Origin of the sequence: Pseudomonas sp. FeS53a (assembly GCF_000931385.1) — a bacterium.
Taxonomy (GTDB): domain Bacteria; phylum Pseudomonadota; class Gammaproteobacteria; order Pseudomonadales; family Pseudomonadaceae; genus Metapseudomonas; species Metapseudomonas otitidis.
In genome coordinates this window covers 1-19,358 of the sequence record NZ_JYFT01000076.1, presented here as the reverse complement: position 1 = coordinate 19,358, position 19,358 = coordinate 1, and the positions used below count along the sequence as shown (strand labels likewise).

Here is a 19,358-nt window from a genome sequence, read left to right as displayed (position 1 = left end):
GTTCCGGGAAGGTTCAGAGACCGAAAGGTTCAGAGGCTGAACGGCAGGTTCAGCTTGGCCCAGAGCATCTCGCCTTCCGGGCGGTTCTCCACGGCGAACTCCTTGGCCCAGCGCATCTCCACGCTGGCGTACTTGAGGAAGGTCAGGTGCACCGCCGGGCCGATGGCGAAGACCTGTCCGCGCACGCCGTCGTCCACGTCCTCGCCCATGAAGGTCACCGTGCGGCCGAACTGCTTGTCGTCGGTGGTCTGCTTCACGTAGTAGCCGTTCAGGCCCAGGCGCAGGTTGTCGGTCACCCGGTAGCTGGTGGAGTAGTCGAAGTGGAACAGCTGGCCGGACTGGTAGTCGGTGTCCGGGTTCTCCTTGTTGAAGCTGTAGGTGGCCTTGACCGACAGCTCGGTGCGCTCGCTGGGCTGCCAGGTGGCCGAGAGCAGCGGCTTGTAGGTGACGAAGTTGTTGCCGGTGTTGGCCGGCCGCGCGGCGTCGTAGCTGCCGGTGGGCAGGGTGATCTCCAGGGCGGCGCCCAGGGTCAGGTCCTTGCCCATGTCCCAGAGAATCAGCGGCGCGATGGTGGTCTCGCCCTGGGCTTCGCGGCGGCTCTCTTGGCCGAACAGCGCCACCTGCTGGCGCATGTACGGCTGCGCCACGTAGCCACCGACCCGGCCGCCCAGCAGCCGCAGCGGGCTGAGGTAGTCCAGGCGCGGGATGATCGCGTCGGAGGTGATCTTCACCTCCGGCACCTTGCCGCCCAGGGAGCTGATGTCCAGCTTCTTAGACTCGTAGTGGTTGTAGTAGAGGTTGAAGGCGAACATGTGGTCCGGAAGGCTGTTCACGTCCAGCGGCAGGACGTAGAAGCCATCGGTGCCGGGGCCGATGTTGTCGACACCGTTCTCGGTGGCCTGGGCGGCCAGTGGCAGGGCGATGGCGAGGGCGGCTGCAGGGGGAAGCAGCCAGGTGGCACGGTTCGGGTTCATGGGGGTGCTCATTGTTATTGTGTGTGGACGCCGCCGGAGGGCCCCTCGGGCGGCGCCATAGGAATAAGCGCTGGCGGCCCGGCGGAGCAGGGCATTGCCGGACAGGCAGGGGGCATTGAAGGCCAGGCTGCAATACGCTGTTACAACCCCTCTTGGGTCGATCCCGAACGCGTTATGATGGCGCACCCTGCGCGCCTGGCCCCACAACAAGAACCCTCAGGCGCCGGCTTCGGATGTGCCTGCCATGACCCTCACGCCCCTCGACGCCCAGTACGACCTGGCCCAGGTTTCACCCTTCCTGCTGCAGACCCTGGCAGAGGTGGTGAGCGACCGGGGCATCAGCAGCGAACGCCTGTGCCGTGGCCTGGGCTTCACCCCCGATGACCTCCAGGACCCGGCCCAGCGCATCTCCTACCGCCAGGCGGCGACCCTGATCCAGCGCGCCCTCGCGGCCTTCCCGGAAGGGGGGCTGGGGCTGTGGGTGGGGCACCGCAATGTGCTCGGTACTCTCGGCCTGCTCGGCCACGTGCTGTCGCTGTGCAAGACCCTGCGCGACGCCTTCGAGGTGGGCCTGCGCTTCCAGCACACCGCTGGCAGCATGGCCGTCTACAGCCTGCACGAGGGGGCCGCCGAGAGCTTCGTGGAGGTGGCATGCCAACTGCCCTTTGCCGATGTGCAGGTGTTCGCGGTGGAAGAGTTCTTCGCCAGCCTGATGGTCTACAACCGCGCCCTGGCCAGCGCCGAATTCCAGCCCCTGCGCTTCGAGTTCACCCATGGCGCGCCGCCCTACGTCGAGCAGTACCAGCGCCTGTTGGGGCCGAACCTGCACTTCGGTTGCCTGCACAACCGCATGGTGTTCGCCAGCCACTGGCTGGACAGGACGCTGCCCGGCCACCAGCCGGTGGCCCTGCGGCAGGCCCTGCAATTGCTGGAGCTGGAAAGCGCCCAGGTGCAGCAGAAGGCCAGCCTCCTGCAGACCGTGGAGCGCGCCATCGCCCGCGACCTGCCCCAGGGCAGCCCCATCGACGCCGTGGCCCATGGGCTGAACATGAGCAGCCGGACCCTGCGCCGGCGCCTGAGCGAGCACGGCATCACCTTCGAAACCCTGCTGGAGCAGGTGCGCAGGGCGCGGGCCATGAGCCTGTTGAGCAACCCGGATATGCCCATCGAGCGCATCGCCGAAGCGCTCGGCTACAGCGACGTGCGCGGCTTTCGCCGGGCCTTCAAGCGCTGGACCGGGCAGAGCCCCTCGGCCAGCCGTGACGAGGCGATGGCCGCCGGTTGAGGCCGGACACAGATGGCCGGGCGGATCCACCACCCGACCGAAGTGCGATTCAGTACTGGCAGAAGCGGATGCGATTGCCGAACGGGTCGTGGACCTGCATCTCCTGCCCCCAGTCCTGCTCGACGATGTTTGGCCGGCCGTAGCTGTAGTGCTTGCCGATCAGTTCGTCATGCAGGGCAGCGATGTTGCGCATGGGCACGAAGATCGTGGCGCCTGGGCTGGCGTCGCCATGGTGTTCGGACAGGTGCAGCTTGAGCCCGGCGCGGTCCAGACCCAGGTACAGCGGTAGATTCGCCTCGAAGCGATGCTCGAATTCGACCGAGAAGCCGAGGAAGTCGCAGTAGAACTCGCGCGCCTTGCCTTCATCGAACATCCGCAGGATGGGAATGCTGCGCTCGAACACGATGCCCTGGGTGTCGTCTCGAAGCTGGGCCGAGGCGGTGTTCCAGTCGCGGTAGCCGAGCTGTTGGGCGACCAGTTCGAGGGCGGCGGAGTGGCTGATGTCGTGACTGCTTGTGGCTAGCAGGGCCCGCAGCCGCTTGGCCATGACTTTGGCGTTTTGGATGGTTTGCATGTTGCCTCCAGATGTCGAAGCTCATGGGGCTCGCGTTGCCGGTCTTCGACATTCAAGAGGGTGCTGAACGGGAGACGGTGGAGCGATGCATTCACCATTCCCGAAGGATGCGAGCGGCAGGCAGCATCAGCCTCGGCGGATCGTAGTCGAGGCGATTCGTTGAGGGAAGGTCCGCCGAGCCAGGTGGACTTGCCGCCCGCCCAGGGCATCAACAGCTGGTAGTAACGAGGTTGCCAACGCCATCGGTCTTCGCCTGGCGCCGTAAGGCGAGTAGCGCCAAGGATGCTACCCAGGTGACCGAGACTCCGTAGTTGAGCCGCTGGTAGAGGCCGAACAGCTGGCCATCGGCGAGGGCCCTGCCCATCAGCACTACCGTCACCAGGGCCAGCACCACGCAGAGCGCTGAAAATACCCCGAAGCCGGGGGCATCGAGTAGACGTCTGCCGAGGAACACCCACAGGGCGCTGGCCAGGGTCAGCGAGGCGAACATCAACAGCCCCGCCAGGTTGTGCACCTGCTGCGATACGGACGGCTGCGTCGGCGCGCAACCCTGGTCGCAGGCAAAGTAACCCGTGGCGAAACTGGCCAGACCGTGGAGGAGGATCAGGGAGGCACTCACCAGCGCGAGACGCGATGCCTGAAAGCGCCTCGCCACACCCACCGCGAAGAGCACGAACAGCACCCCCAACGGAAGGTTGTTCACCCAGGCGGAGAAGCCTTGTGTTGGGGCGCCTGTGGCCCCCAACTGGCTCATCGCCTGGTCGAGATGGCTATAGCCCGGATAGGCGAGCGCGGTCAGTGCGACACCCGCGAACAGCCAGAACGGAATCAGCACGCCCAGCCCCAGCAGGGCCCGGTCAATCGTCTTCACGGCAGCACTCCCAATCATCATGGATTGCGTTCCGGCTCTTGCGGAATCGCGGCCTCATGCTAGGGGCCCCCCATGCAATGAGTTACCGTTTTTTTTGCAAGGCAGCTTGCGCATGCGTCATCCTGTCGCCCCATCGATCCACGGATGGCCACCGATGACCAGACGCCTGCCCAGCACCTCTGCCTTGCTCGCCCTGGAGGCCGCCGCGCGCCACCAGAGCTTCGCCAGGGCCGCACATGAACTCTCATTGAGCGAGGGGGCTATCAGCCGGCAGATCGCCAAGCTGGAGCAGTTCCTCGGGGTGCGCCTGTTCCTCCGTGCGGGCAACCGAGTCGAGCTCTCGAGCGCCGGTGTTCGCTACGCGGCGCAGATGCGCACGGTGTTAGCGGATATGGAGCGGCATACCCGCCAGGCGATGAGTGAGACAACCACTGGCGTTGCCTTGGAGATCGGGGTCATCCCTACCTTGGCCAGCCGCTGGTTGATTCCTCGGCTCGCGCGCTTCCGTCAACGCCATCCCGATATCGAGATCAACCTGCGCGAGCGTACGCAGCCCTTCAATCTGGAGGACAGCGACCTGCATGCGGCGATCAACTACGACCATCCCATCTGGCGCTCCATGCAGGTGCAGCCGTTGTTCGAGGAGCCAATGGTCGCGGTCTGCCACCCGCACTTGGCGGGCGAGGCGCCCGCCCGCATGCCCCTCTTGCACAAGCATGGGAGCCCCAATGGCTGGCCGCGCTACGCCGAGTTGACCGGCATGGCCCTGTCCAGCGCGACTACGGGGCCGGTCTATGACCGCTACGCCTTGCTCATCGAGGCTGCCAAGGTGGGTTTCGGCATGGCGCTGGTGCCGAGACGCTACGTCGAGGGTGACCTGGATGAAGGGAGGCTGAGTGCGCCCTGGCCGACTCTGGCGCAACTCTGCGAGCGTTATGTGCTGGTGACCCGTCCCCTGGCCGAGTCACCGCCTGCACTTGTGACCTTCAGCCGCTGGCTACTCGCCGAGGGCGAAGCCTCATAGCCTGTGCGGTCTCACCCCATCTCCACCCGCCACCAGCTGGGTAGCAGCCGGCGGATCTCGGGTTGGGCGAAGCGTTCGTCCATCAGGTGCACCACGCCCCGGTCGCCCTGGGTGCGGATCACCCGGCCGGCGGCCTGCACCACTTTCTGCAGGCCCGGGTAGAGGTAGGTGTAGTCGTAGCCGGCCTGGAAGATCGCGCCCATGCGCTGCTTCAACTGCTCGTTCACCGGGTTCACCTGGGGCAGGCCGAGGGTGGCGATGAAGGCGCCGATGAGGCGTTCGCCGGGCAGGTCGATGCCTTCGCCGAAGGCCCCGCCGAGCACGGCGAAGCCGATGCCGCGCCCGCCCTCGGTGAAGCGTTCGAGAAAGGCCAGGCGCTCGGCCTCGCCCATGCTCCGCGACTGGCTCCAGGCCGGGATGAAGGGGTGGCGCTCGGCGAACAGCGTGGCCACCTGTTCCAGGTACTGGTAGCTGCTGAAGAACGCCAGGTAATGGCCGGGGCGCTGGTAGAACTGGTCGGCCATCAGCTCGACGATGGGCTCCAGGGATTGCGCCCGGTGCTGGTAGCGGGTGGAGAGGCCCCGGGCCACCCGCACCTGCAGCTGCTCGGCGGTGAAGGGCGATTGCACCTCCAGCCACGGCGTGTTGCCCGGCACCCCCAGCAGGTCGCTGTAGTAGCGGCGCGGGTTGAGGGTGGCGGAGAACAGCACGGTGGAGCGACTGGCCTCCAGGCGCGGGCCGATGAAGGGGGCCGGCACCAGGTTGCGCAGGCACAGGGTGGACTGGCGGTTGCGGCCGCTGCCGTAGGCGTTCAGGTCGAACAGCGAATGGGTGTCGAAGAGTTCGGCCATGCGGGTGAAGTGCAGGGCGTCGAAGTAGAACGCCATCAGCGCCGGGTCCAGCGGCGCGCCGGGTTGTTCCGCCAGGTGGTCGGTGATGGCGGTGACCGCGTTCTGCAGCGCGCCCAGCAGCTTCTGCGGGGGTTCGTCGTAGGCCTGGTAATCCACCAGCTGGGCCTTGTTCAGCTCGCTCCAGCTGCGCTGCACCCGCTCCAGGGGCTTCTTCAGCGGGCCGGGCACGCTGCGGACCAGGGCCTTCAGCGCGCCCTGGCGCAACTCGGCGCTGTACATGGCGCGGGCGCGCTCCACCAGGTTGTGGGCTTCGTCCACCAGCACGCCCACCTGCCACTGGTTGAGCTGGGCAAGGCCGAAGAGCAGGGCGCCGAGGTCGAAGTAGTAGTTGTAGTCCCCCACCACGACGTCGCTCCAGCGCGCCATCTCCTGGCCCAGGTAATAGGGGCAGACGTTGTGGGCCAGGGCCACCTCGCGCAGGGCGGCGCGGTCCAGCCAGCGCCGTTCCGCAGCTGCCTCGCGGGCAGCCGGCAGGCGGTCGTAGAAGCCCCGTGCCAGGGGGCAGGCGTCGCCGTGGCAGGCGCTGCCGGGGTGTTCGCAGGTCTTGTCGCGGGCGGTCAGCTCCAGCACCCGCACGGGCAACGCGTCCACGCTGTCACGCAGGGTCGCCAGGCTGTGCAGGGCCAGTTGCCGGCCGGGGGTCTTGGCGGCGAGGAAGAACAGGCGTTCCAGGCGTCCGCCGCCCAGGGCCTTGAGCTGGGGAAACAGGGTGGCCAGGGTCTTGCCGATGCCGGTGGGTGCCTGGGCCATCAGGCAGCAGCCGGTGCTGGCGGCCTTGTACACCGCCTCGGCCAGTTCCCGCTGGCCGAGGCGGAAGCTGGCATGGGGAAAGCGCAGGGCCTGCAGGGCACCGTCGCGCCGGGCCTGGTGGGCCAGCTCCTGCTCGGCCCAGGCGAGGAAGGCCTGGCACTGGGCCTCGAAGAAGGCCCGCAGTTCGGCGGCGCTGGCGCGGGTGGTGAAGGTGGTTTCATTCTGGCTGGCGACATCGAGGTAGACCAGGGCCAGCTCCACCTCGTCCAGCCCGCGTTCGGCGCACAGCAGCCAGCCGTAGACGCGCACCTGGGCCCAGTGCAGGTGACGGTGGTTGTCGGGCTGGCGGGCCAGGTCGCCGCGGTGGGTCTTCACCTCTTCCAGGCGGTTGCCTGCCGGGTCGTAGCCGTCGGCGCGGCCGCGCACCTGCAGTGGGCCGAACGCGCCGGCCAGGGGCACTTCGCGCTGGTAGCCGTCGCCCCGCCGGGCCGCCACCAGGGCGTGGCCGGCTATGCCTTCCTGGGCTGTGGGGGAGGGGGTGAAGCGCAGGTCGAGGTCGCCGCGCTTGGCGGTGAATTCGCACAGGGCCCGCACCGCCACGCGGTAGGTCATGCCGGGAGGGCCTCGGTGTCGGCCCATTGCACGTAGCACACGCTCACCGGCATGCCGTGCTCGGCGCAGAAGTCCAGCCAGCGCAGCTGGTTGTCCTGCAGGCGGTCGCCGGGGCCCTTCACTTCGATCATCTGGTAGCGCCCCTGGCCCGGCCAGAAGCGGATCAGGTCCGGCAGCCCGGCACGGTTGGCCTTGATGTTCTGCAGCAGGCGGCGGAACCAGTGCTTCAGGTGGTCGGCCGGCAGGCAATGCAGGGCCTGCTCCAGCAGGGGCTCGTCCAGCACGCCCCAGTAGACGAAGGGCGATTGCAGGCCGTGCTTGGTGCGGTAGGTGTGGCGCATGGCGTCGCGCCAGCTGCCGTCGTCCAGCCGGGCCAGGCAGGCGGCGAAGTGCTCGGCGCGGCGGGCATGGAAGTCCGGGGCCAGCAGGTCGGCCGGGCCGGCATGGAAGGGGTGGAAGAAGGCCCCGGGCAGCGGGTGGAAGATGGCCTCCCAGCACAGCAGGCCGAACAGCGAGTTGATCAGCGTGTTCTCGACGTAGTGCACCGGCCCGTCGTGGTCGCTGAGGTGGGCCAGCACGCTGTGCTCCACCGAGACGAACGGCTCGGGGCGCGGCAGGTGCAGGTCCAGACGCTCCACCGGTGCCGGCTTGCGGGCGCCGGCGCGGGGCAGGCCGAGCTTGCGCTGCAGGCGCGGGAGGATGCGCGCCAGGTGCTGGCGCTCTTCCTCGTCGCCGGGGGCGTCGGCCAGGGCCAGGGCGAGCGTATGGGCCTGCTCGAAGGCCTCCAGGCGCTCCAGCACCCGCAACTGGCGGATGCGTGCGCCGGGCCAGGGGCAGTCGCGGTAGACGGCCAGGGCCAGGTCCAGCTCGCCAAGGCGTTCGCAGTGCTGGCCGAGCTGGAACAGTAGCCGCGCGCGCCGGCCTTGCAGCCAGGGGTTGTCGTTGGCCGGGGGGATGTCCGCCAGCAGCGTGGCCGGGCAGGCGTCGCCGGCTTCCAGCCGCTCGCGGCACTGGTGCAGGCGCAGGTACAGGTCCACGTCGTCGCGGTGGCGGAAGCCGCGGGCATCGGCTTCCAGCGCCACCTGCTCGTACTGGTGGATGCCCAGGTCGGCGAGCACGAACTCGGACCAGTCCTGGGTCAGGTTGCCGAAGAACATCAGCCGCAGCCGGTCGCACAGGGGCATCAGGCGCAGCGCGTAGACGCGGTCGTCCAGCGTCGGGCACCAGGCATCGAAGGGGCGCGGTTCGGGGTACAGGGGCTGCAGCCGCGCCAGTTGTTCGGCCTTGCGTGCGTCACCCCGGCCCAGCTCGGCGCCGAAGCAGGTGGCAATCTCCGGTTTGCGCAGCAGAGCGAACAGCTGCTCCAGGTCCAGCGCGGGCGCTGCATCCACCCAGCCCAGCGCCAGCAGCGGGCGCACCGCTTCGCGGGTGGGGCCGATCTCGGCGTACACCAGCTTGCTCTCGCGGAAGCGCTCGCCCTTGCGCATCACCATGCGCACCAGCAGCGCCTGGGCCTCGCGCGGCAGCCCGGCGAAGGCGGCGAGGAAGGCGCGCTCCTCATCCAGCAGGAGGTCGTCGTAGCGCGAGCCGATCCAGTCGAGCACGGTGCGGAAGTTGTTCAGGTAATAGAACGGGTCGTCGAGGGCGCTGGGCATGGCGGAACAGGGTGGGCGAATGGCTGGCTATTTATACAGCTATCCACGCTGGCGCCCAACCGGATTTCGATCAGTGGGGTGGCCCGTGCCGCCACTCCGCCGAGCCTCAGTAGAAGACCACCGAAGCCAGCCGATCCAGCGAGTCGCCCAGCTTGTAGCTGAAGGGGCGGCCAAGGGCGCCGGCCAGGTGCTCGCATTTCACCGCCAGGTCGGTGTGGGAATAGAAATCCACCTTGGCGTTCTCGTGATTGACGGTGCCGACGGGGCCGATGATGAACTCGAACTGCTTCAGGCCGCGTTTGTTGCGGAAGGGGGTCGAGCGGTCGGTAATGGCCGAGGTGACCTGCACCTTCTGCTGGCTCACCAGGGCCTGCAGGTCCGGGTCGGCGAAACGCACCTCCACCGGGATCTCGTCGTAGGAGTAAGCGCTGGCGAGGTCCTTCACCATCAGGGTGCGGTAGGGGCCTTCCTCTTCCGGCACCTTCATGCCGATGAAGGGCAGGGCGGGTTCGAACTGCGCGGTGACGTTGCACATCACCTCGCTCTGCATGTTCATCGAGCCCTTCAGGGCTGCGTTGACCAGGTCGGTCATGCCGAACGCCACGCTGAGGGACACCGCGTCGAGGGTGAAGTGGGCGTCGTACTCGCGGGGTAGTTCGAGGGCTTTTTCCCGTGCGCGGGGGAGGCTCGGGGGCATGTCGTCGGGGTGCAGGGTCAGGCGCATGTCCAGCGGTGCTCGGCGGGCATCGACGATGGCCTTGAGGGCGGCCTGCAGGGCGGTCTTCTGGGCCGGTTCCAGGCCGCCGAAGATCGGTTCGCTGAGCACCAGCTCCGTGCCCAGGCTGTTCTTGATGCGTGGGGTGATGCGGGTCGGGTCGATGCCTTGTGCCTGCATCAGCGCCTCCAGCTGCTCGCGGTAGACCGGCAGGAGTTCGTCACCGAACGGGGCCTTGCGCACCGAGCGCTCGAAGGTGAGGGTGGCGAAATCACTGTCGCAGCCACCCAGCAGGAGCGTGGTGGCGAGCAGGGGCAGGGCGAGTATCCGTGTGGTCATCGTGCGTCCTTGTCTGACGAGGGGCGGCATTGGACCACAAAACGGTTCGGCCCTGCCGCCATCGGGTTCACACCCGATCCGCCAGGCGGATTCAGAGGCCGTACTTCTTGACCTTGTCGAACAGGGTGGTCTTGGCCATGCCGAGGCTGAGGGCGGCCTGGCTGATGTTGCCGGCGTGGCGCTCCAGGGCCTGGCCGATGAGGTTGCGCTCGAAGACTTCCACCGCCTCGGCGAAGGACGGGGCGTTGCCGTCGGGGGCCTGGCCGCTCTTCTTCAGCGCCGGCAGGCCGAGGGCGTAGCGCTCGGCGACGTTGCGCAGCTCGCGTACGTTGCCCGGCCAGTCGTGGGCCATGAGGCTGGAGGCGGTGGCGTTGTCCAGGGTGGGCGCGGGGCGGTCGAAGCGCAGGGAGGCGAGCTGCAGGAAGTGCTCGAAGAGCATGAGGATGTCTTCGCGCCGCTCGCGCAGGGGCGGCAGTTCCAGGGTCACCACGTTCAGGCGGTAGTACAGGTCGCTGCGGAAGGTGCCGGCCTTGCCGGCGTCGTCCAGGTCGGTCTTGGTGGCGGCGATCACCCGGCAGTCCACCGGGATCGGCTGGTTCGAGCCGAGGCGCTCCAGGGTCTGCTCCTGCAGCACGCGGAGGAACTTGATCTGCAGGTTGATGGGCATGCTCTCGATCTCGTCGAGGAACAGGGTGCCCTTGTTGGCGTGCTCGATCTTGCCGATGCGGCGCTTGCCGGCGCCGGTGAAGGCGTGGGCCTCGTGGCCGAAGATCTCGCTGTCGAACAGGTTTTCCGGCAGGCCGCCGCAGTTGAGGGCGACGAACTCGTGGTCGCGGCGGCGGCTGTAGTCGTGCAGGCAGCGGGCGACCAGCTCCTTGCCGGTGCCGGTCTCGCCTTCGATCAGTACGTTGGCGGCGGTGTCGGCGACGTTGGCGATCAGTTCGCGCAGGGCCTGGATCGCCGGGGAGCGGCCGATGATGCGCTGCTCCAGGGACTGGCGCCCGGCCAGTTGGCGGCGCAGGGCGCTGACCTCGCGGTCGAGGCTGCGTTTTTCCAGGGCACGGCGGGCGACCTCCACCAGGCGCTCGGGGGAGAAGGGTTTCTCCATGAAGTCGTAGGCGCCGTCGCGCATGGCGTTGACCGCCATGCTGATGTCGCCGTGACCGGTGATCAGCACCACCGGCAGGCTGCGGTCGCGGGCCTTGAGGCGGCTGAGCAGCTCCAGGCCGTCGATGCCCGGCAGGCGGATGTCGGTGATGACGATGCCGGCGAAGTCGGCGCCGACCTGGGCCAGGGCGTCCTCGGCACTGCCGACGCCGATGCAGGGAATGTCCTCGAGGATCAGCGCCTGCTGGCAGCCCAGCAGCACGTGGGGGTCGTCTTCGACGATGAGGACGGTGAGGGGCTCGGTCATGTCGGGGTCCTCGGCGCGGGCTCGCGGTGAGCGGCGTAGGGCAGGAGCAGTTCGAAGGCGGTGCCGCCGGCTTCCGGGTGGCGCACGCCGAGACTGCCGCCGGCGGCGGTGGCCAGGCTGGCGGAGAGGGTCAGCCCCAGGCCGAGGCCGTGCTCGCCGGGCTTGGTGGTGAAGAAGGGCTCGAACAGGTGCACGCGGGCGTCGGGGGCGATGCCGGGGCCGTTGTCGCGCACTTCCAGGCGGTAGCGGCCCTGTTCGTCGCGGCCTTCCAGCCAGATCTGGCCGTCGTCGTGGCCGGCAAGGGCGTCCAGGGCGTTGGCGATGAGGTTGACCAGGATCTGCTCCAGGCGCGTCTGGTCGATGGCCAGTTCGGCTTCGGCGCAGGTGCGGTGCAGGGTGATGGGGCTCTTCTCCAGGCGGGTGTGGAGGATGAACAGGGCAGCGTCCACGGCCTTGCCGAGGGAGGCCTGGCCATGGTCGTCGGCGCGGCGGGCGAAGGCGCGCAGGCTGGCGGTGATGCGGCCCATGCGGTCCACCAGTTCGTTGATGGCGGTGAGGTTGGTGCTGGCCACGTCAAGGGCGCCCCGGGCGAGGAAGCGCACGGTGTTGCCGGAGAGGGTGCGCAGGGCGGCGAGGGGCTGGTTGAGTTCGTGGGCGATGCTGGTGGACATCTGCCCGATGACCGCCAGCTTGCCGGCCTGCACCAGGCCGTCCTGGGCCTTGCGCAGGTTTTCCTCGGTCTGCTTGCGCTCGCGGATCTCGTCCATCAGGCGCTGGTTGCTGGCGATGAGGTCCTGGGTGCGCTCGCCGATCTTGCGTTCCAGTTCGTTGTTGGCGGCCAGCAGGGCTTCGCGGGCGGCGAGGCGGGTGGCGAGCACCTTGCGCCGTTCGTTCCAGGCGATGCCGAGGAAGGCCAGCAGGGCCAGCCCGGCAGCGGCGAGCAGGCCGTGGATCACCGCTTCGCGGCGCAGGTCGGCCAGGGGCGAGAGCAGGGTGAAGTGCCAGCGGGTGTCATTGAGGAGGCGCGCCTGCGAGAGGTAGGCGACGCTGCCGGTGCCTTCGCCGTTGGGGAAGCTGATGATCTCCAGGCCTTCGCCCAGGTCCTGGCGGGCGCTGGGCTGCCATTCGTCGAGGGCCGACCAGTGGTATTGCAGGCTGCGGGCCAGGCGCTCCCGGTCGTCGGCGGACAGCGGGCGGACCGCCTTCATGCGCAGGGCCGGGTCGCTGGAGAGGATGATGATGCCGTTCTCGTCGCTGACGAAGGCGTGCAGGCGGGCCTTTTCCCAGCGCTCCTGCAGGGCCTCCAGCTTCACCTTGACCACGGCGACGCCGATGATCCGCTGCTGGTAGCGCAGGCCGTGGGCCAGGTAGTAGCCGGCTTCGCCGGTGGTGCTGCCGATGCCGTAGAAGCGGCCCGGCAGGCCTTTCATGGCGTCCTGGTAGTAGGCGCGGAAGGCCAGGTCTTCACCGAGGAAGCTGTCGGCATCGCGCCAGTTGCTGGTGGCCAGCACGCGGCCTTCGGTGTCGAGCAGGAAGGTGGCACGGCTGCCGCTGCGGCGGTTGAGCCCTTCGAGGTAGTCGTTGACCAGGTTGCGCCGGTAGGGCGTGGGGTTGAGCAGCAGGTGGCTGACGCTGGACTCCAGCTCCAGCAGGCTGGGCAGGTAGGTGTAGCGGTTGATCTCGCTCTCCACGGCGCGGGCGTGGAGTTCCAGCTGGCGTTCGCCGTTGCTGGCCAGGGCGCGGATGCCGGCCTGTTCGCTGAGGTGATAGACCACCCAGCCGGCGCCCAGCATGGCCAGGAGCAGCAGGAGGGTCAGCGAGAGGTGGCGGAGCAGGCGCGGCTTCACGGTGAGGGCGGGCGGGACGGCACGGAGGCTGGTGGTGGGGCATTGCATCATAGTCATCCGGGCCGTGCCAGCCCGCCGCCCGGTCGGCGGCGGGCCGCCTGGGTCAGTGTTTCACCACCCGGCCGACACCACGGCCGCGGGGGTCGGAAGCGGTTTCCAGGGTGCTGCCATCGACGCGGATGGCCTGGATGTCGCCCATGTTCCAGCCCTGGTCCTCCAGGGTGTAGCCCATGGCCTTGAGCTGCTCGGCCACCGGCCCGGTGAGCGGGGCGTGGGCGTCGTAGTAGATCGTGTCCTTGGGCAGCAGCTGGTGATGCACGCGCTGGGCGGCCACGGCCTTCTCCAGGGGCAGCTTGAAGTCGTAGACGTTGTTCAGCACCTGGAAGATCGAGGTGAAGATGCGCGAGCCGCCGGGGGTGCCGAGCACCAGGCTGACCTTGCCGTCGCGGGTGACGATGCTCGGGCTCATGGAGGAGAGCATGCGCTTGCCGGGTTCGATGGCGTTGGCGTCGCTGCCGACCACGCCAAAGGCGTTGGCCACGCCGGGCTTGGCGCTGAAGTCGTCCATCTCGTCGTTGAGCAGGAAGCCGGCGCCCTTGACCACCACGCCGCTGCCGAAGTCCCAGTTGAGGGTGTAGGTGTTGCTGACGGCGTTGCCCTGGGCATCGACGATGGAGAAGTGGGTGGTCTGGTGCGGTTCCAGGCCGGGGCGGACCTTCTCGGTGGCGGAGATGGCGCTGGGGTTCACCTCGCGGGCGCGCTGGGCGATGTAGGCCGGGTCGGTCAGCTGCTGCACCGGCACCTTGGAGAAGTCCGGGTCGCCCAGGTAGTCGGCGCGGTCGGCGAACACGCGCTTCTCGATCTCGGCGAGCAGGTGGATGTAGCGCGCGGAGTTCAGCTCGACGCCCTTGAAGTCGGCGGCGCGGGCTTCCTTGATGCCGATCAGCTGGGCCAGGGCGATGCCGCCGGAACTGGGCAGCGGGGCGGTGTAGAGGGTGTTGCCCTGCCAGTCGATGCGCATGGGTTCGCGCCACTTGGCGCGGTAGCCGGCCAGGTCTTCGGCGCTGATCAGACCGTTGTCCTGTTTCATCTGGGCGACCAGCAGCTGGGCGGTCTTGCCCTTGTAGAACTCGTCCGGGCCGTTGGCGGCGATGCGTTCGAGGGTGCTGGCCAGCTCCGGCTGCTTGAAGGTCTGGCCGGGCTTGAGGGTGCCGAAGTAGTCGTTGAAGTTGGTCTTGCCGTTGAACAGGGCGAGGGCGTCCTCGCGGTACTGGTACTGCTGCTGGGCGACCTTGAAGCCGTTGCGGGCATAGCCGATGGCGGGGGTGATCAGCTCGCTCCAGGGCTTGCTGCCGAAGCGCTGGTGGGCCTCCCACAGGCCCATCACGGTGCCCGGTACGCCGGCGGCACGGGCGCCGACCAGGCTGAGGTTCTCGATCACTTCGCCCTTGTCGTCCAGGTACATGGTCTTGCTGGCGGCCTTGGGGGCGATCTCGCGGTAGTCGAGGAAGTAGGGCTTGCCGTCCATGTACAGCGTCATGAAGCCGCCGCCGCCGATGTTGCCGGCCTCGGGGTAGGTGACGGCGAGGGTGAAGGCGGTGGCGACGGCGGCGTCCACGGCGTTGCCGCCGGCCTTGAGGACGTCGGCGGCGACCTGGGCGCCGTAGCTGTCCGGTGCGGCGACGGCACCGCCTTCAAGGGGCGCGGCGAGGACGCTGCCGTGGGCGGCGGCCAGGAGCAGGCCGAGGGCGAGGGGGCTGAGGCGCTTCGAGTGCATGACGGGTTCCCTGTTGTTGTTGTGAAGAGGGGAAAGGCCCCCGGCAGGCCGGGGGCGGTGAGGCGTCAGTGTTGCAGGATCTTGGCGAGGAACTGCTGGGCGCGGTCGGAACGCTGGCTGACGTCGCCGAAGAACTCGTCCTTGGCGCAGTCTTCGACGATCTGCCCGCGGTCCATGAAGATGACCCGGTCGGCGACCTTGCGGGCGAAGCCCATTTCGTGGGTCACGCACATCATGGTCATGCCTTCCTGGGCCAGCTCGACCATCACGTCGAGCACTTCGTTGACCATCTCCGGGTCCAGCGCGGAGGTGGGTTCGTCGAACAGCATCACCACCGGGTCCATGGCCAGGGCGCGGGCGATGGCGACGCGCTGCTGCTGGCCGCCGGAGAGCTGGCCGGGGTGCTTGTGGGCGTGGGCCTTGAGGCCGACGCGGTCGAGCAGCTTGAGGCCCTTGTCCAGCGCTTCGGCCTTGCCCCGGCCGAGGACCTTGACCTGGGCGATGGTGAGGTTCTCGGTGATGGACAGGTGCGGGAACAGCTCGAAGTGCTGGAACACCATGCCGACGCGGGAGCGCAGCTTGGGCAGGTCGGTGTTCTTGTCGGCGATGGAGGTGCCGTCGACGATGATGTCGCCCTTCTGGAAGGGCTCCAGGGCGTTGACGCACTTGATCAGGGTGGACTTGCCGGAGCCGGACGGGCCGCAGACCACGACCACCTCGCCCTTCTTCACCTCGGTGCTGCAGTCGGTCAGCACCTGGAAGTCCCCGTACCACTTGTTGACGTTCTTGATGGAAATCATACGGCTAACCTTTTCTGCAGGAGTTTGACCAGCTGGGAGGCGATGAAGCTGATGCTGAAGTAGACCAGGCCGGCGAAGATGAGGAACTCATGGGGCTGGCCGATGATGTCGCCACGGGAGCGGGCGGCATTGAGGAAGTCCATCAGGCCGACGGTGTACACCAGCGAGGTGTCCTGGAACAGGATGATGCTCTGCTGCAGCAGCAGCGGGGTCATCTTGCGGAAGGCCTGGGGCAGGATGATCAGCCGCATGCACTGGCCGTAGGTCATGCCCAGGGCCTGTGCCGCGCCCATCTGGCCCTTGGGGATGGCCTGGATGCCGGCACGGACGATCTCGCAGAAGTAGGCGGCCTCGAACATCATGAAGGCCACCAGGCACGAGGTGAACGCGCCGACCGGGGTGTCCTCGCCGGTGATCCAGCGCAGGATGAAGGGCACCGCGAAGTAGAACCAGGTGATCACCAGCAGCAGCGGGATCGAGCGGAAGTAGTTCACGTACAGCCCGGCGATCTTCGACAGCAGCGGGTTGTGGGACAGGCGCATCAGGGCCAGCAGGGTGCCCAGGGCGACGCCGCCCAGCACGCCCAGCACCATCAGCTGCAGGGTCATCAGCAGCCCGTCGGCAAGGCCGGGAAGGGCGGGAATGATCGCGGAGAAATCCATCATTTACCCCCTACGGCGATCAGGCCGGGCACGGCGACCTTCCGCTCCACCAGGCGCATGAGCAGCATCAGGCTCATGTTCAGGGTGAAGTAGATGAGGGTGGCCAGGGTGAAGGCTTCGAACAGGTTGGCGGAGAACTCGGCGGTCTGCTTGGTCTGCGCCAGCAGCTCCATCAGGCCGATGAGCGAGGCCACCGAGGAGTTCTTGAAGATGTTGAGGAACTCGCTGGTCAGCGGCGGAATGATGATGCGGAAGGCCTGCGGCAGCAGCACGTAGCGGTAGATGGCCGGCAGGCCGAAGCCCAGGGCACGGGCGGCGCCGAGCTGGCCCTTGGGCAGGGCCTGGATGCCGGTGCGCACCTGCTCGCAGACGCGGGCGGCGGTGAACAGGCCGAGGCACACGACCACGCTGAGGTAGGCGGAGGTGGCCGGGTTGAGGTCCTGCTTGAACCAGATTTCCAGCGGTTTGGGCAGAAGGTCCGGTACCAGGAAGTACCAGAGGAACAGCTGCACCAGCAGCGGTACGTTGCGGAAGATCTCCACGTAGGTGGTGGCAATGCCGGACACCAGGCGGTTCGGCACGGTGCGCATCACGCCGAGCAGCGAGCCCAGCAGCAAGGCGACGATCCAGGCCACCAGGGCGATGGCAATGGTCCAGCCCAGGCCGGTGACGAACCAGTCCAGGTAGATTTCATCGCCGATGCCGGTGGACTTGAAGAATACGCCCCAGTCCCAGTTGTAATTCATCAGGGTGGTCCCCTCAGGGTCTTTGTCGGTCTGCGGTTGACGGCAGCGGAAAGGGGCGCCCCCTGCCGCTGGCAGGGGGACGGGACGAAGGCGGCGTGGTACGCCCGTTCGCCCTCACGCCCGGCCCGCCTCCTTGTGGGAGGCGGGCGCAACAGGTCAGATTTCTTCGGCCGACTTGTCGGTGGGGGTGGCGATCAGCTTCTTCAGCTCGTCGCTCATGGGGAAGTTCAGGTTCAGGTTCTTCGGCGGGATGGGCTGGGTGAACCACTTGTCGTAGATGCCGTTGATCTCGCCGGAGGCGAAGACGTCGGCGATGGCCTTGTCGACCACCTTCTTGAAGGCTTCGTCGCCCTTGCGAACCATGCAGCCGTAGATCTCGTAGGACTGCGGCTTGCCGGTGACGACCCAGTCGTCGGGCTTCTTGGCCTTGGCCATCTCACCGTAGAGCAGGGCGTCGTCCATCATGAAGGCGACGGCGCGGCCGGACTCGAGCATCAGGAAGGACTCGCCGTGGTCCTTGGCGGAGATGATGTTCATGCCCATCTGCTTCTCGGCATTCATGGACTTGAGCAGGCGCTCGGAGGTGGTGCCGGCGGTGGTCACCACGTTCTTGCCCTTGAGGTCGGCGAAGTCGTTGATGCCGGCGGTCTTCTTCGACAGCAGGCGGGTGCCGACTTCGAAGATGCCGACGGAGAAGTCGACCTGCTTCTGGCGCTCGAGGTTGTTGGTGGTGGAGCCGCACTCGATGTCCACGGTGCCGTTCTGCACCAGCGGGATGCGGGTCTGGGAGGTGACCAGGTTGTAGCGGACCTTCAGGTCCGGCAGGGCCAGTTCCTTCTTCACGGCTTCGACGACCTTCAGTTGCAGGTCATGGGAGTAGCCGATGGGCTTGCCCGGCTCGGTGCCGAGGTAGGAGAACGGGATGGAGGCGTCACGGTGACCGAGGACGATGGTGCCGCTGTCCTTGATCTTCTTCAGGGTGCCGGTCAGTTCGTCGGCGATGGCGGGAGCGGAAATCAGGGTCGCAGCGATGGCGGCGGCCAGAACCTTGGGAAGGGTACGCATGTGTTTCAGTCCTCGACTTTGTTTGTTCTTATCGGCGCGATGCGGTTTTCGGCGCCGTCGGGGATCTGTAATGGCAGGATGCGTGCCATCTGTATGGTGTTGGGATTTGTTTATAAGTAATTGAATTTATTGGTTTTTATTTTTGTGGGTGGTTGGGCTCGGAAGGGCTTTGTTCGGTGGTTCGGATATTGGAGGTAAAGGCGTTCGGCTATCCGAACGTAGAGGGCGGTGTTTTCAGGGCCACATTTCGAGAACAAGCTGATTATCGAGTTCTGCTGGTGTTTTCTGTTTCGCCCTCCCGGGCGAGTCCCTTTTCCAGTCGTTTGTACGGACCGGAGACATGGTGGACACATGTACGGGGACATGGTTGACGCATTATGGACTGCACTCAGGGTCATTCAGGTCAATGGTCCGCAGTAGCTGGTGGCAGAAGTACACATCGAACAAATGTTCGGCATCTGAGTGCGGACGTATTGCTATCACTTTCCCAGCCAATCCCTTGGCAATGCGGAAGTAGCGTTTTCTGAAGCGGAAACGGCTGTGGTAGACCTTCGCCAGCACATCATCCAGACCGTACTCGAACTCTGTTGGTTGTTCGGGATACTTCCAGGGGCTCGTCCGATAGCGGCTGATAGGAACCTGATAAGACAGGGCCTCATGCGGGCGCTGCTGGTTGTAGATCTCCCGCCAGCGATCAAAGGCTGATTGGGCTTCAGCCAGATCATGGAAATGCCGACCCTTGAGAACTTCCAGCTTGAGGGATCGGTGGAAACGCTCATCCTTGCCATTGGTTTGCGGATGGTAGGGACGGCTGAAGCTCAGTCGAATTCCCAGGCTGACCAACCAGACACCAAGCTCCGAAAGCTCGCCAGGGTTACGCGGGGAGCCCCAAGGCGCGCCATTGTCGGTGTTGATTCTTTCTGGCAAGCCGTATCGCCTGAACACTTCTATCAGGCGTTCCTGGACTGTCTGTCGTCTCTCATTGGCACACGCCTGAATGGCGAGGCTGAAACGAGAGTGGTCGTCGATCAGCGTCAGGGGATGGCATTGGCCTTGTTGGGTTTGGAAGTGCCCTTTGAAGTCCATTTGCCAAAGGTCGTTAGGCGCTTCGTGCTCAAAGCGTTGCCAGGGCTTCTTCGCTTCCGATGCAGGCGATTCGACCAAATTGTTGCGATGCAGGATGTTCGTCACCGTACTGGGCGCAACACAACAGCCCAGAGCATGACTGATCTTGCGCCCACCCCAGGCTGGATGTGCTCGTCGAAGGGCCACCACTTGCGCCTCGATCTCTGCAGACGCTTGCCGAGGGCTACTGCGCGGTCGCCGGGATTGCTCCT

At 66.8% G+C, this 19,358-nt stretch carries 15 protein-coding genes and 1 pseudogene; 2 read left to right on the top strand and 14 right to left on the bottom strand.

Annotated elements, in window-relative coordinates:
• Window positions 1-29 precede the first annotated feature (29 nt).
• Window positions 30-974, bottom strand: a complete 945-nt coding sequence (locus SZ55_RS23765) for a SphA family protein (protein WP_044412677.1) — start codon at window positions 972-974, stop codon at window positions 30-32.
• A gap of 244 nt (window positions 975-1,218) precedes the next feature.
• Here SZ55_RS23765 and SZ55_RS23760 point away from each other — a divergent pair, with 244 nt between their 5' ends.
• The gene (locus SZ55_RS23760; RefSeq protein WP_044412675.1) at window positions 1,219-2,259 is read left to right on the top strand and encodes an AraC family transcriptional regulator; all 1,041 of its coding nucleotides are present in this window, start codon (window positions 1,219-1,221) and stop codon (window positions 2,257-2,259) included.
• Between the two features lie 49 nt (window positions 2,260-2,308).
• Here the strand turns inward: SZ55_RS23760 and SZ55_RS23755 are convergent, their stop codons facing one another.
• Complete coding sequence (locus SZ55_RS23755; RefSeq protein ID WP_044412673.1) at window positions 2,309-2,833, bottom strand: glyoxalase superfamily protein; 525 nt, start codon at window positions 2,831-2,833, stop codon at window positions 2,309-2,311.
• 208 nt (window positions 2,834-3,041) lie between these two features.
• The gene (locus tag SZ55_RS23750) at window positions 3,042-3,704 is read right to left on the bottom strand and encodes a DUF998 domain-containing protein (protein WP_044412818.1); all 663 of its coding nucleotides are present in this window, start codon (window positions 3,702-3,704) and stop codon (window positions 3,042-3,044) included.
• Between the two features lie 154 nt (window positions 3,705-3,858).
• On the opposite strand from SZ55_RS23750, the gene SZ55_RS23745 reads away from it, so the two are divergent.
• Window positions 3,859-4,728, top strand: coding sequence for a LysR substrate-binding domain-containing protein (locus SZ55_RS23745; RefSeq protein ID WP_044412671.1), 870 nt, complete (start codon window positions 3,859-3,861; stop codon window positions 4,726-4,728).
• An 11-nt stretch (window positions 4,729-4,739) separates the two neighbouring features.
• On the opposite strand, the gene SZ55_RS23740 is transcribed toward SZ55_RS23745, so the two are convergent.
• From SZ55_RS23740 to SZ55_RS23690, 11 genes and pseudogenes are all read right to left on the bottom strand, one after another.
• Window positions 4,740-7,001 carry an ATP-dependent DNA helicase gene (locus SZ55_RS23740; RefSeq protein WP_044412669.1) on the bottom strand — a complete coding sequence of 754 codons (2,262 nt, stop codon included), beginning with the start codon at window positions 6,999-7,001 and terminating at the stop codon, window positions 4,740-4,742.
• Window positions 6,998-8,656: a VRR-NUC domain-containing protein gene (locus tag SZ55_RS23735; RefSeq protein WP_044412667.1), complete on the bottom strand. Its 1,659-nt coding sequence runs from the start codon at window positions 8,654-8,656 to the stop codon at window positions 6,998-7,000. The genes SZ55_RS23740 and SZ55_RS23735 overlap by 4 nt, the downstream gene beginning before the upstream one ends.
• A 106-nt stretch (window positions 8,657-8,762) precedes the next feature.
• On the bottom strand, window positions 8,763-9,710 hold the full coding sequence (locus SZ55_RS23730) for a hypothetical protein (protein ID WP_044412665.1): 948 nt from the start codon (window positions 9,708-9,710) through the stop codon (window positions 8,763-8,765).
• 91 nt (window positions 9,711-9,801) lie between these two features.
• The gene (locus SZ55_RS23725; protein ID WP_044412663.1) at window positions 9,802-11,124 is read right to left on the bottom strand and encodes a sigma-54-dependent transcriptional regulator; all 1,323 of its coding nucleotides are present in this window, start codon (window positions 11,122-11,124) and stop codon (window positions 9,802-9,804) included.
• Window positions 11,121-13,014, bottom strand: a pseudogene (locus tag SZ55_RS23720) (sensor histidine kinase). Before SZ55_RS23720 ends, SZ55_RS23725 begins: the two are co-directional and overlap by 4 nt.
• 60 nt (window positions 13,015-13,074) lie before the next feature.
• Window positions 13,075-14,748 (bottom strand): gamma-glutamyltransferase, encoded by a 1,674-nt coding sequence (ggt, locus tag SZ55_RS23715; protein ID WP_044412661.1) that lies wholly within the window; start codon window positions 14,746-14,748, stop codon window positions 13,075-13,077.
• Window positions 14,749-14,813: 65 nt separating this feature from the next.
• The gene (locus SZ55_RS23710) at window positions 14,814-15,548 is read right to left on the bottom strand and encodes an amino acid ABC transporter ATP-binding protein (protein WP_044412655.1); all 735 of its coding nucleotides are present in this window, start codon (window positions 15,546-15,548) and stop codon (window positions 14,814-14,816) included.
• Window positions 15,545-16,213 (bottom strand): amino acid ABC transporter permease, encoded by a 669-nt coding sequence (locus SZ55_RS23705; protein WP_164707494.1) that lies wholly within the window; start codon window positions 16,211-16,213, stop codon window positions 15,545-15,547. The genes SZ55_RS23710 and SZ55_RS23705 overlap by 4 nt, the downstream gene beginning before the upstream one ends.
• Entirely contained in the window at window positions 16,210-16,956 is a 747-nt protein-coding gene (locus SZ55_RS23700) for an amino acid ABC transporter permease (RefSeq protein WP_044412653.1), read from the bottom strand. The genes SZ55_RS23705 and SZ55_RS23700 overlap by 4 nt, the downstream gene beginning before the upstream one ends.
• A 156-nt stretch (window positions 16,957-17,112) precedes the next feature.
• Complete coding sequence (locus SZ55_RS23695; RefSeq protein WP_044412651.1) at window positions 17,113-18,021, bottom strand: glutamate/aspartate ABC transporter substrate-binding protein; 909 nt, start codon at window positions 18,019-18,021, stop codon at window positions 17,113-17,115.
• A gap of 375 nt (window positions 18,022-18,396) precedes the next feature.
• Window positions 18,397-19,358, bottom strand: a 962-nt coding sequence (locus tag SZ55_RS23690; RefSeq protein ID WP_044412812.1) for an IS481 family transposase, incomplete at its 5' end; no start/stop codon positions are given.